Here is a 12635-nt window from a genome sequence, read left to right as displayed (position 1 = left end):
ATTTATAATTTAGAATTTATAACTTTGGCAGTTTCTTTAATTGTCTTATCCAAACTAAAAGATTCCGCTGTTTTTTTGCCTTCTTCCGTAAACCGTTCCCTCAATTCGGGCATTTGCCAAACAGTTTTTATAGCCTCAATCAGATTAAATTCATCATTATATCTTACCATGAAACCATTCTCGCCCTGCTTAATTATTTCTGTATTGGCACCCACAGCAGTAGTTATAACCGGGGTTCCACAAGCCATTGCCTTGATTACATTGTTCGGAAAAGGCTCATGGCCACTATTCAAAACAAACATATCAGAAGCGGCCAAAAACAAATCCAGTTCTTCTTGATTTTTGTGTCCAACCAAACTAACTTTTTTATCAAGACCCATATTTTTAATCATGGTTTTAAGTGTTTTATATTCCGGCCCGTCCCCAATTATAATAAGACGAAAAAATTGATTAATGGTGCTAATCTGGGGCATTAATTTAATAAGCATTCTAAAGCCATTCCAAGGCACCAGCGAACCGACAGAAACAAGCAAATTTCCCGGAATTGCAACTTTCTTTCTTGCTTCTTCCTTGCTAATAGGCACTGCAGAAAAATTAACCGGATCGGAAATTGTTTTTATTTTTTCTTGTTCTATGCCCCAACTATGTACAACGTCCGACATAAATTTAGATGGTACGATTACCAGTTCGGCTTTATGACAAAGCCGGATTTGCCTTTTATGCAGCGCGGCTATTCGGCTGGTTTTTTTGGATTTCTGGAAGTCACTCGCTAAAAAATAGGTTTTACCGCTTTCAATGGCAGCCCGCCAGGCATAATCGTCGTCAATTTTGATGAAAAACTTTTTCTTACGAAATCCGGCAGAAATGTAACCACTGTAACCGCTACCCAACGGCGATAAAGCAAAAACCGCATCAACGTCGGCAGCTATTTTTAACATTTTCAAAAAACTACCCGATAAATAAACTTTGAGATTTTTTGACAATTCTTGCGCCAAAACACGGCCGTATGAAAACGGATCATTTACTTTACTGCCATAATTGTCTCCCGTTATTAAAATACTTTTCGTGAAGTTCATTTCTTGGTAAACAAATTAAACATAGTTATGTGCCAAATTGCCGCTAAACCATCTTTCCAATTTATCTTTTTACCATCTTCGTATGTTCTACCCCTATAAGAAATCGGCACTTCAATTATCCTAAAATTAAATTTAGCCACCCAAGCAGTTAGTTCGGGATCAATACCAAACCTATTTGACTTTAGCCGCGGACAAATTCTTTCAACCGCATCTTTGGAAAATACTTTATAGCAAGTATACATGTCGGTAAGACGGAGACCTGCCAAAGCATTGGAAAACCAATTAAGCGCTTTGCTAAAAAAATAACCGCGCTTATAAATAATTTTATTTTTTTTAGACACATCCGCTTTTAAAAAGCGGGACCCATACACGACATCCGCTTTTCCGTTGATAATCGGTTTTATCAAATCTGGATATTCTTGCGGACTATATTCCAAGTCAGCGTCTTGAATAACCGTCAAATCGCCCGTGGCTTCGGCAAACCCCCTTTTTACGGCCGCGCCTTTGCCCATATTTTTTGGCTGGTAAAAAATCTTTACTTTGCCTTCCAGTTTCTGCAGTATTTCTCTCGTACCATCAGTTGAACAGTCATCAACAACTATGATTTCTTTTTCTAACCCCATAACCACTCTTTCTACCAATTCTAAAATCACCCCCAAGGTTTTGACTTCATTAAAAACAGGTATAATAACGCTAAGCTTCATATAATTTCTTGAATTCGCCGGCTATTTTATCCCAATCATACTTCTGAACAATCAATTCTTTTGCATTTTTTATAATCTTATCCCTTAATTCCTTGTCGGATAAAATTAAATTAATTTTTTCGGCAAGATTTTTAGGGTTGCCGGCTTCAGCAAAGAGTCCCGTTTCCTTGTTTTTCAAGAAATCGGGTATGCCCCCGACTTTTGTACCGATTACGGGCGTACCGGTTGCCATCGCTTCCAAAAATGCGCTACCCAGTCCCTCTGAACGAGAAGGTCTCACAAATACATCGGAAATTTTAAGATATTTTGGTAATTCGGCGTGGCTTGTGGGGCCAGCAAAGATTATATTTTGAAAAACGCCTGATTCTTTTGCCAATCCGATTAATTCATTTTTTTGTTCGCCATCACCGACAAAAACCAATTTGTAATTTCTGGTTTCTGGCTCCTGATTTAAAAAACCAAAGGCTCGAACCAAAACATCCAGGCCGTTTTTGGGAACAAGGCGCGATACGCTGATTATAACTTTTTCACCGGGCTTAATGCCGAGCCGGTCGGCTAATTCTGATAGTTCACCATAACTATATTCTTTACTGAAGTTCTTTATATCAACTCCGTTGGGAATAATAGTGATTTTTGCCTTTTTGTTAAATCTCCTGGCATAATCTTGAAGATAATTACTGATTACCGTAATAACATCGGCCCTTTTTATAACAATTTTGCGTAAAAACCTTATCCAAAATCCCTGGTGATCAAGATCTTTGCCTTCCTGCAAAGTAAGAATGAATTTGGCCGCCGAATTAAAAAGTTTGAAAAGATAAGCAGCTCCCCCGCCATATGAGGCCTGGTAAGCATGGATAATAGCGTAGTTATTCAGGTGCGATATCCGTCTGGCCGTCAAAAATCCTGAAATTGGAAAGAAAATTTTATCGCCCAACATTCCCCAGCCAACCCTAAAAATACGCACATGGCCAAAGTCTTCAAGTTTCTTTAATTTACGAGTATATCTTGGAGTGATTATGTCAAAATTAACGTCCGGCAAACGTTTGGCAATCTCTTCTATGGCAAGTTCTGAACCGCCAATGAACGGACGAAATGCGGTGGTAAACAAAATAATCCTATTTGAATTTTTTTCCATTTTAATTTATTATATTATCATAAATGGACGATAAAATCAACCCCAAAGAACATGCAAAAAATAACCCCAAAAGAAGGGTTTTGTTCGTAATTACAATGTCTGAATTGGGCGGAGCGCAAAAGTTTTTATCACAATTGCTGAATAATTTAGATCTGGGAAAGTTTGAATGCGCTGTCGTTGCTGGCCGCGAAGGAAATAAAGAAATTAAAAATTTGTTGCCACAAAACATTAGCTATATAGTTTCGAAGCACTTGCGGCGCAATCCCAACATTCTAAACGATATCGCTTCGGCATTTGAACTTAAAAAAATAATAAATGAGTTTGGGCCGGATACACTTTTTTTAAACAGTTCCAAGGCAGGATTTATAGGCTCCCTTACTACGCACTTCTTACTACGTACTACTCGTCCCAAAACTATTTACCGCATCGGCGGCTGGACATTTAACGATCCGTGGCCCTTGTGGAAACGTCTGTTCTACCGTCAGTTGGAAAAAATCAGTGCCCCATGGAAGGACTACATCATCGTCAACAACGGGCACGACTACGAACAAGCCAGAAAATATGCCATTAGGCCTCGCAAAGAAGTAGTTTTAATTTATAACGGCATAGACCCGTACAAACTTGATTTTTTAGACAAAGACGAAGCAAAAATACGTCTATACGAACTATTGCCACCGTCACAAAAACACTCCAGTTTTCTGCAGGAAAATTTAATAATCGGAACGATAGCCAACTTCTACAAAACCAAAGGTCTAGAGTATCTGATTGGGGCATTCAAATTACTAGTTACTAGTTACCAGTTACCAGTTACTTTAGTTATAATCGGCGACGGTCCGGAGTGTGAAAATATCAAATCTAAAATCTCGAATCTTAAACTGGAAAATCATATTTTCCTAGCTGGCAGAATTCCCAATGCTTACAGATATCTCACCGCTTTTGATATTTTTATTCTGCCTTCCGTCAAAGAAGGATTCCCGTGGGCTCTGCTTGAAGCAATGTCAGCCAAATTGCCAGTAATAGCTACTGCCGTTGGTGCAAACCCGGAAATAATTGAAAACGAAAAAAATGGGCTTCTTGTCGCACCACGCAATCCACAAGCGCTCGCCCAAGCAATCGTGAAGCTCGCCGACGATGAAGCTATGCGTAAAGAACTTGGCATCCAAGCTCATCAAACTGTTTTATTCAAATTTTCACTCGACAAGATGGTAGCAAGGATAAACGATTTGTTGTAATGTCAAACTAAAATCCGCTTTAAAGCGGATTTTAGTTTACCTCCTATTGCTTCTAGTGAACCATATAGAAAAGACGCAATATACTGGCCAGACCGCTATTCTCATAGAATCGTGCGAAAAGTCCGTTTGCTTCGCAAATTTTACCATTCCAGCTCCTTCCTAACTGCTGACAGTGCGTTACTATATAGCTAGGAAAGAGGCCAGATGTTGGGGGTGGCGTCGTATATAGACAAGTCGAGCCATCCCAAGTTCCTCCAGAATTAGCACACGCAGTAGCAGGATCAGCCGTAGGATAAGGAGTCGGGTTAGCCACACAAGCGCTTCCATCCCAGTATTGGTCTGATGAGCATGATGGTGGTGGTGTATAAGTAGTCGTGTAAGTGGACGTCGGATAGGGTGTATATGTAGAAGTCGTGGAGTTGTCTACACAAGATGAACCATTCCAATATTGAGTAGAGGAGCAGGTTGGAGATGGGGTATAGCTTGTGCTTTGATAAAAACAATAGTTATCAGCAGAGTTCCAATAACAATTTGCTACTGATGTACAAGATGACTGGCTTGTACCCGTACAACCTCCATATGAAGTATTTGATCTACAAGAACTCGTTACACTATCCCACCATTGACCTGACGGACAAGAAGAAGATGATGGATAAGGAGAATATGTCGGCTGGGTAGGACAAGTAATCCTACTTGTACCGACAGAATCATAACAAGTACCGCCATAATTTTCCTGGTCGTTCATGCAGAACCCCCCTGATTCGCCATGATAATGATAACCTGACGGACAACCACCAGAACCTGGACCTGGCGAATAAGTTGGATAAGTGGAACCAGTTGGGTATGGAGAATAGGTCGGAAAAGGCGAAACCGTAGTTGATGCGGTATCAGAACAAACAGGAATACCGAATTCTTGCCAATTATTCTGGTCGCCGCCGCCAGGTTTCCAACCGGCAAAGTATTTATTCAAACAGTCATTATACACCCTATTTATATGACCGGCATATTCACTGTCTATTCTGTTAAGAATTGATGAGTGTTGCGTAGAACCGTCTTTAAAACTCCAGGTCTTATTTATCCAACCACTATTAGTACCTGGTGAATATGTCGGGTATGGCCCCTGGGAACCAGTTGGGTATGGAGAATAGGTTGGATAAAGTCCCGGCGAGTAACTCGGAATCGTACAAGGTCCGTCTATCCAACAACCGTCTTCATTTCTAAATGATTCGGCATGATACTGGCCTGCCGGACACTCTATATACGGCCTGGCCTGACATGTTGAGGTATGATCGTCTGATATGTTGGGAGAGGTGCAAACCGCTTTCGCTTTTATAAAATCGCCTGACTGAATCGCGGCAAAACATTCCGGAGACGGTCCAATCGGTCCCGTCCCTGGCGGAGGATTGAACCCGGGACCAGGCTGGGTAAATCCAGGAACTTGTCCTGGCGGGACATAACCAGGCTGGAAACCCGGGTAAGGGCCTTGCCCAGGAAATTGGGGGTACTGGCTATCTGAAGTCAAACCAGGCCTTTGAAGATTTTGATTATATTCTTGTAACTTTTGCACTGCTTCCTGTCCTCTGAAACCAGAAATATTTTGCTTGGCCCCAAAGGAAATACATTCCGGACCATTGGTAGGATTAGAACAATAGGAGTAACATTCCCCCTCTGACCGACATCCGCCTGGGCCGCCTTGCTGGTTGAACACCTCCCTGAATTCATCTTTTCTTTTGATTAAATTTTCCCCCTCGGAAACATGTCTCTTAATATCCTCAATAATAAATCGGGCTTCCCGCGATTGGCCGGCAAGACCCAAACTTTCCATTTTTGCCAAAGCCCTCTTTGAACCTTCAAAACATTTTTTACCAATGGACTCATCAACCGCGCCACGTTCGCATTGTTGCGGGTCAAAGCCAATTTCTGTCTTCATAATTTCAAATATCTGATTACCAGCGTCAAAACTCCCAATCTCATCTTCGGGAAGAAAATCGCGGCAAGAGGCGGGATTAGATAAACACTGCTCAAAGTTAACATTCTGGCTCTTTTGAGTGAACGACTCCATTAATTTAAGCCCCTTGTCCACTTCAGCTTGAGAGACAAACCCATTACTTACTGCAAAACTGCCACAAGCCCTGGCAACTTCTAAGTTACGATTGGAAAATGCCTGGTCGCATCTATTCCTTATCTGTCTTTCACCTACTATTTCACTACCATCAGGCAATACGAGAATAAATTTTTTAGAGTAATAATCTTTGACTTGCCCGACTTGTTGATGGGCCGCTTCCAATTGTTTTACCCCTTCTGATCCGAATATTTCAGAAGCGATTTGAGAGCAGACCGGAGGAATACTAGTTCCTTGAATCGGATTCAAGCAAAAGTTTCCGCACCCCTCAAGAGTTCCGTCGCCACATTGGTACTTGCCGGCAGACAGGGCTTCTCTTAATTTAATAGTGGCTGAGTCTTCAAACTCCGCGGCGAGTAACCTTTTTTCTTCCGGTATGTATTTTTGAACACGAGAATCTTTGGCTAATTTGGCGCACTTCCTTAATAAATCAACTGGAGCCGTATCTGGATTCATTGCCTCGCAGTCACGAAAATTAACACCAACCTCCTTGGCAGCCTGAATAACAGAGTTTTTTTGTTCAATAATTGTAGAGGTTAATTTAAAATTAGTAGCCAAAGTCGGGTTATTAACCTTAACTTTTTGAGCCAATAAGTTGGCAACTTTTATCAAACATGACTCATCCTGGCAGGCTTTTATATCCTCCAAAACCTGCCCCTTTACTTCATTTAAAAAGGCGTCCACTTGCGCCACTTCGACTTCTGTGTAAAGACCGTGCTTCTTCCCGATATCTGCGCAAATATCAAGATATTGCTCCTGATTGCACAGTTCTTTCGCTTGTTCCTCCGATTTTATATCCTGCCCAACAGCAGAACTTAAGTCCTCAATGGCGGCTTGGATTTGCGCCTCTTCAGCGGCTTGAGTAAATAAAGTTGAAAACAAAAAAACCGATGCCAAAAAGACTCCGGCCATAATTAGTGATACGACCAAATAGTTTTTATAAAAATATAAATTCATCATCAGTTATTAATCGTTATTAATCAATGATAAATGATCAATAACTAATAATTTAGTTAAATGGATTGAGAACCTTTTTGGCTTCTTCAAAAGGATTGGCCTCTACGCCTTCAAGCGGATTAGTTGCCTTGAAGGGGTTAGCGGCTTTTGCCGCATCTTCAGCGGCTTTCTGGCCTGCCACTTCCTGGGCTTTTTTGACCTCAGCCTGAGATTTTGAATATCCCCGCCAATCGCCAACAAAATAACCCAAAACGCCGACCGCGATGATAATCGCCCATAACAGTTTCTTGTTAATCAAATTGCTTATTGCAAAAAAACCGCCGGCCAAAAAATTATTTTAGCAAGTTTGAGTTTTGTTGCATATTAAAAAATTTATAAACAGAGTTTATGACCTAATTTTATGTTTCTCTGCTAAACTATGCAAAAGCAGTTATCCACAATTAGTTTGGACTAACTCTAAATATGATTCCCGCCGCATCGTCTGATATATACAACGCGCCGTCAGGGCCGAATTTGATATCAACCGGACGACCAAGAGTGTTACGACCATCGTAAAAACCGGTTATGAAGTCCACGCCATCCTTCGCCAGGGTTTCGGAGGGTAAACCGTTTTCATCCAATTCAAATCTCACGATTTTATAACCCCTTGGCTCGCTGCGATTCCACGAACCGTGGTAAGCCACCAGAAGGTCGTTACGCCACTCCTTGGGCCATTTATTGCTTGTTATGAAGGCCAGACCGAGAGGCGCCGAATGAGCCGGAATCTCAATGGCAGGCGGATAAGTTTTGGCACAATCAGTTGGTATGTCAGTGCGATCAATTTTGGATGGATTAAAAGAGTTATCTCGTGTCCTGTCACCATAGCAAAACGGCCAACCGTATTTTTTGGCGCCGTAATCGTCATGCTGTCCAGCAACTTTGACCATGTTAATCTCGTCAGGCGGTAGTTCATCGCCAAGATTATCGCGACCCATCTCTGTCGCCCAAATTTCACCAGTCACAGGATGGAATGTAAAAAATACTGAATTACGCAACCCACCGGCAAATTCAGCAACAAAACTTCCTTCCGGATCTGACTCCAATATTGCCGCTCTCTTCCAGGTTTCGGTCTCAACACAAACATCGCAAGATGAACCCACACTGATATAAAGCTTGGTTTCGCTCATGGTTTCCTTTTGAAGCTGTCCGTTAAGAATGGGTTGGGTGCGGTAATTGGGACCCAGAGCGATCGTGCGCGTAAAGTGCCCGCCATCAGCAGGAAGATTGGCAATAGTTTGCGGGGAAGTTTTTTGCGCTTCATCAATGTCGCCGGTTTTTACATCGTAAACATAACGCGCAACCCTATGCGTTTCGGCAACATAAAGATAAATTGTTCCTGTTTCTGAATCTTTATAAAAATCAAGGCCGTGTGGCAAGCGTAACCCGTCAAGTAAAACCTTCTTTGAATCAGCGGCATCATCTTTGTTTTTATCTTCTAAAATCAAAACTTTACCCTCTTGGGGCTCGCTTATCAACATTCTACCTTTGGGGTCAAAGGCAATGACGCGCGGATTAATAAGTCCCTCGGCAAATTTGGTAACTTGAAATCCCTCCGGCACACTTAAAAAATCAACTTTTTTAACCGGCCCGGAATCAAACTGAAACAAAACAGCAACCACTAGCACAATCACAAAAATACAGACGATTGATTTTAGAACCTTAAGCTTGCCCATACTACAAGGTTTAATTCCATAACCCAAAAACGCCACACGGGCGTTTTTGGGTTATTATATATTTTGGTTTATATTTCACTGACATATCCGCCATGCACCCAGCCGAAACTACCGTCATCTTTTTTAATCTTATACCAACCATTAGTCCATTCATAAAACTGCAGTAATCGTCCGGGTACCACTGTGCCCAAGATTGCATTTTTGGTTGATGGACCGCTGCGTACCCTCAAAAATGATATATCTTTAACCACTCTTATTTGACCGCCTACTTTCATTTTGCCAAACTCCTCACCGGTAATTTGTTGAACGTCGGCCCAATTGTAACCAGCGGCATTGAAATCTTCGAGGGTCTTAACCCAGGTTAATGTTCCGCCATCTCCTTGAACGTAAACCTTCGGCTCATTTGCTTTTCTAAAAAGTTTGGCTGTTATAGAACTCGGCTCAATTTTCAATTGCGCAAACTCCGGACCTGAAATTACTTGCACATCAGCCCAATTGTAACCAGCGGCATTGAAATCTTCAAGAGTCCTGATCCATGACAACATGCCATCTGCTCCTTGGACATATACTTTAGGATCGGCTACCTTGCGATAAAGTTTCTTGGGTCCGTCTGACGGCATGGGCGTAGGTGTAACTTCCGGTATCGGGGTTGGACTTACGCCAGGTTCGGGGGTGGGGGTTGGTGAAGATTCTGTAACAACTGGCTCCGTTGAAGCACAACTGGCACAACTTCCGCCGATTGCTTTTCTTGTGGGTAAAATTGTGGGTGTCTGCTGGGCATCAGCTTTGGCCGTCCTATCAGTATATGTTGCCGTGGTAGTATTCCAATTGTCATGGCTAAATTGGGCTGTTATGTCGGTCTCAGCCAAAGGAACCGCGCAATACCAATAACCAGCATTGCTCCCCGTACCGGCCGTGCAGTTTGTTCCCAAACTATCTCCTGCCGTAACCGTTCCACTCGTAACTTTATAGTTAGTGAAGTCTCCACCTCTTTCATATACCTGCGCCTTAATGGCAAACGCTAAACCACTTTCGTTGTGGGCACTTGTATCTGAAGTACCAAAATCAACTGAGGTAGACGTAGTAGAATTAATCGTTAAGATCGTGGTTGTAGTCGCACGGACATAACCATTACGATAACCATGAACATTTCCGCCTGTGGTAGTACCGGCAATATATTTCTTCCAAGTCCCAGCCCCCAAAGGAAGATAATTACTGTACGACTGGGAAGCAACTGTACCGTCATAGGAAGCAGATGCGTTCGTGCCACCATTTAAAGTCAGATCGGTACTTAATTCATCAGTAATACCATTTACCACAATCGTATAGTCCATGCTCGCCCTTTGAGTAAAGACGCCAACGTCAAAATCGGCGGCAGTCGAAGCTCCCGGAAACGAGGTTACCGTCCACTCTCTTTCCAGCCAACCATCTAAAGAAACTGATGCCCTCAAGGTTTCACTGGCCCCGATAGTACAGCTGGCATCCGTCATTTCTTTGGAGTTAGAAGCGACTCTAATAATACCGTCCAGGGAGTCAGTACTTTCTGAACCGGTATTGTCGGTTACCTCACCAAAAGTAGAAGCACCATCGCAATACCACCTAACTGTTACCTTATTGCTCGTATCCTTGGCATTAGGAACATTAAGTTCCGTATCAACTCTGAATAATAGGTGCTCGCTGGCATCTGCGGCATAAGCCCTACCAGATAGCAATAAAAAAGCCGTTAACAAAACGGTTAAAAATGTTAAAATTAAAAAAACTCGACCAAGCATTTGCGGGAAATATTGTATTTTAATCATATGCTGTTAATTATAGAACGCCGCTTCTATCAATACAAAACAAGTTATCCACAAGCAGATGGTTTTTAAACTCTTTTCTACTCCAATACCTCCAAAATTCTTCTAATTTCAGCGGCAACCTCCGGATCACCAGCCGAGAACCCAAAAGCCGTCTTCAGGTTTTCCAACGCCAAGTCTTTTTTGTTCTGGGCCAGGTAAACAAGCCCGAGATTATAATAAACTCTTGGATCTTGGGGCTTGAGTTTTTTGACTTCCTCCAGCATCAATGCCGCTTCCACCAAATTGCCGCGGCCCGCGTAAATTACCGCAAGGTTTTGATAGGCAAACGGAAAAGAAGGGTCGGCTTTTATGGCTTCCTTATACTGCTCAATGGCTCTTTCTGTCTCACCTCTGTCTCTATAAATGTTACCAAGATTATAATGCGGTTGTGCAAAAATGTTTCCGTTTGGACTCTCTATGGCCTTTGTGTACATTTCCTCGGCCCTACCAATCTCACCTTTTTCAGAGTAAAGATTACCCAGGTTATTCATTATTCTCACGGTATTAGAATTATATTTCAGAATGTCTTCATAAAATTCCAGCGGCTTGCCCCAGAGAATGTTGCGCTTGATGGATTGATAGCCGAGGAAAGAAGCATAAATCACGAAAGCAGTAGCTAGTATTAAGTAGTAAGTATTAAGGGATTTGGATTTAAGATAGTCAAATACCTTAGTCAAGTAAAAGCCAATGAGAGTAAATAAACCGATCAATGGCAAATACAGCCAGTGTTCATACATCACCGCATTAATCGGGATAATGCCTGACACAGGAGCAAGGCCAATAAAAAACCATGACCAACCGAAAAACCATATCCTGACATCGGATGTCGCAACGGCATCCGATGTCGTTAATTTAAGAACTCTTCCCTTCTTATAAAGCACAACTCCTACCCAGACAATTAAGACCACAATAACCACTGCAAGCCAAACAGGCCATTGGAATAAAGATGTCTTGAGCGGTAAATCCCTCTCCATGTGAAGCCCGACTGGAACAAAAATAAGTTTAAAATATTCTAAAAGAACGTGTCCAAAGGTATAAAGCCGATAACTTAAATGCTGGGAATAGTCACTGGCTTGGGAATAAAAATTGAGGGTATTTTGAAAGTTTAAAACAGTTAGACGCAAAACAAAGTAACCGATAGAGATCGCCCAAAAGTATGATGTTTTTAAAAATGCTGTCCGCAATGACATCAAAAAACCACCACTAGTGAGAAAACTTATGTAAAAAACCATCAACAAAAGCGGCAACAAAATGGCAGTTTCGCGGCTTAGCACAGCTGCAACCATAGACAACAAGGAAGCGCCAATCCATAACCAACTTTTACGGCATCGCAGGTTGTGAAACTGCACGACTTGCGATGTCGTGCAAGATTCGGCTTTGATAAAAAACCAGAGTGCGAGAAGCATGAAAAACACTGACATTGGATCGCCGCGGCCCGAAATATAGGTAACAGCTTCGGTCTGGAGCGGGTGAATTAAAAATAAGAGGGCAGCAATGAAAGCCGGCAATCGCCGTTTAAAAATGGCCAATAAAATGAGGAATAATAGGATCCCGTTGGCAAGATGAAATCCATTGCTGACCAGGTGGTAACCCAACGGTTTAATGCCTCCGATGGCATAGTTGACGGCAAAACTTAACAAAAGTAGAGGTCGGTAATAATTGCTGTTCAAACCAAAACCAGAAAGGATATTTTGGGTAAAAATTTCTTTAAGGTGTGAGAAATCATGAACAAAAACATTTCCTTTTATCCAATCATCATCATCCCAAAAAAGCGGGCCATTCAAATTAAAAGCGTAGACTAAAAAACCGATGGCAACTAAAATGATGATGCATATTTTTTTATCTCTTATATTCAGCAT

General features: G+C 41.9%; 9 protein-coding genes. 1 reads left to right on the top strand and 8 read right to left on the bottom strand.

Features of this window, described 5'->3' with window-relative positions; genetic code table 11:
• Positions 1-2: 2 nt before the first annotated feature.
• From HYT61_01080 to HYT61_01070, 3 genes are read right to left on the bottom strand one after another with little or no spacing between them, the layout of a single operon-like run.
• Positions 3-1076 (bottom strand): glycosyltransferase family 4 protein, encoded by a 1074-nt coding sequence (locus HYT61_01080; protein MBI2062816.1) that lies wholly within the window; start codon positions 1074-1076, stop codon positions 3-5.
• The gene (locus tag HYT61_01075; protein MBI2062815.1) at positions 1073-1780 is read right to left on the bottom strand and encodes a glycosyltransferase family 2 protein; all 708 of its coding nucleotides are present in this window, start codon (positions 1778-1780) and stop codon (positions 1073-1075) included. Before HYT61_01075 ends, HYT61_01080 begins: the two co-directional genes overlap by 4 nt.
• The gene (locus tag HYT61_01070) at positions 1770-2915 is read right to left on the bottom strand and encodes a glycosyltransferase family 4 protein (GenBank protein ID MBI2062814.1); all 1146 of its coding nucleotides are present in this window, start codon (positions 2913-2915) and stop codon (positions 1770-1772) included. The genes HYT61_01075 and HYT61_01070 overlap by 11 nt, the downstream gene beginning before the upstream one ends.
• 23 nt (positions 2916-2938) lie before the next feature.
• On the opposite strand from HYT61_01070, the gene HYT61_01065 reads away from it, so the two are divergent.
• A complete protein-coding gene (locus HYT61_01065) occupies positions 2939-4147 on the top strand; it encodes a glycosyltransferase family 4 protein (GenBank protein MBI2062813.1) in 1209 nt (402 codons plus the stop codon).
• Between the two features lie 52 nt (positions 4148-4199).
• Here the strand turns inward: HYT61_01065 and HYT61_01060 are convergent, their stop codons facing one another.
• From HYT61_01060 to HYT61_01040, 5 genes are all read right to left on the bottom strand, one after another.
• Positions 4200-7181, bottom strand: coding sequence for a hypothetical protein (locus HYT61_01060; GenBank protein ID MBI2062812.1), 2982 nt, complete (start codon positions 7179-7181; stop codon positions 4200-4202).
• Between the two features lie 97 nt (positions 7182-7278).
• Positions 7279-7524, bottom strand: coding sequence for a hypothetical protein (locus HYT61_01055; GenBank protein MBI2062811.1), 246 nt, complete (start codon positions 7522-7524; stop codon positions 7279-7281).
• A 142-nt stretch (positions 7525-7666) separates the two neighbouring features.
• Positions 7667-8938, bottom strand: a complete 1272-nt coding sequence (locus HYT61_01050) for a PQQ-dependent sugar dehydrogenase (protein MBI2062810.1) — start codon at positions 8936-8938, stop codon at positions 7667-7669.
• A 68-nt stretch (positions 8939-9006) separates the two neighbouring features.
• Positions 9007-10737, bottom strand: coding sequence for an SH3 domain-containing protein (locus HYT61_01045; protein ID MBI2062809.1), 1731 nt, complete (start codon positions 10735-10737; stop codon positions 9007-9009).
• A gap of 77 nt (positions 10738-10814) precedes the next feature.
• A complete protein-coding gene (locus HYT61_01040; GenBank protein ID MBI2062808.1) occupies positions 10815-12635 on the bottom strand; it encodes a tetratricopeptide repeat protein in 1821 nt (606 codons plus the stop codon).

The organism is Candidatus Yanofskybacteria bacterium (assembly GCA_016181175.1).
Classification (GTDB): domain Bacteria; phylum Patescibacteriota; class Minisyncoccia; order 2-02-FULL-40-12; family IGHO2-01-FULL-4-A; genus 2-01-FULL-44-17.
The sequence above is the reverse complement of the archived record's forward strand: the minus strand, read 5'-3'. Positions and strand labels throughout refer to the sequence as shown.

Coding starts and splice junctions, on each gene's coding strand:
- HYT61_01080 (MBI2062816.1), bottom strand. CDS start 1,076: ATGAACTTCACGAAAAGTATTTTAATAACGGGAGACAATTATGGCAGT.
- HYT61_01075 (MBI2062815.1), bottom strand. CDS start 1,780: ATGAAGCTTAGCGTTATTATACCTGTTTTTAATGAAGTCAAAACCTTG.
- HYT61_01070 (MBI2062814.1), bottom strand. CDS start 2,915: ATGGAAAAAAATTCAAATAGGATTATTTTGTTTACCACCGCATTTCGT.
- HYT61_01065 (MBI2062813.1), top strand. CDS start 2,939: ATGGACGATAAAATCAACCCCAAAGAACATGCAAAAAATAACCCCAAA.
- HYT61_01060 (MBI2062812.1), bottom strand. CDS start 7,181: ATGGCCGGAGTCTTTTTGGCATCGGTTTTTTTGTTTTCAACTTTATTT.
- HYT61_01050 (MBI2062810.1), bottom strand. CDS start 8,938: ATGGGCAAGCTTAAGGTTCTAAAATCAATCGTCTGTATTTTTGTGATT.
- HYT61_01045 (MBI2062809.1), bottom strand. CDS start 10,737: ATGATTAAAATACAATATTTCCCGCAAATGCTTGGTCGAGTTTTTTTA.
- HYT61_01040 (MBI2062808.1), bottom strand. CDS start 12,635: ATGCTGAATATAAGAGATAAAAAAATATGCATCATCATTTTAGTTGCC.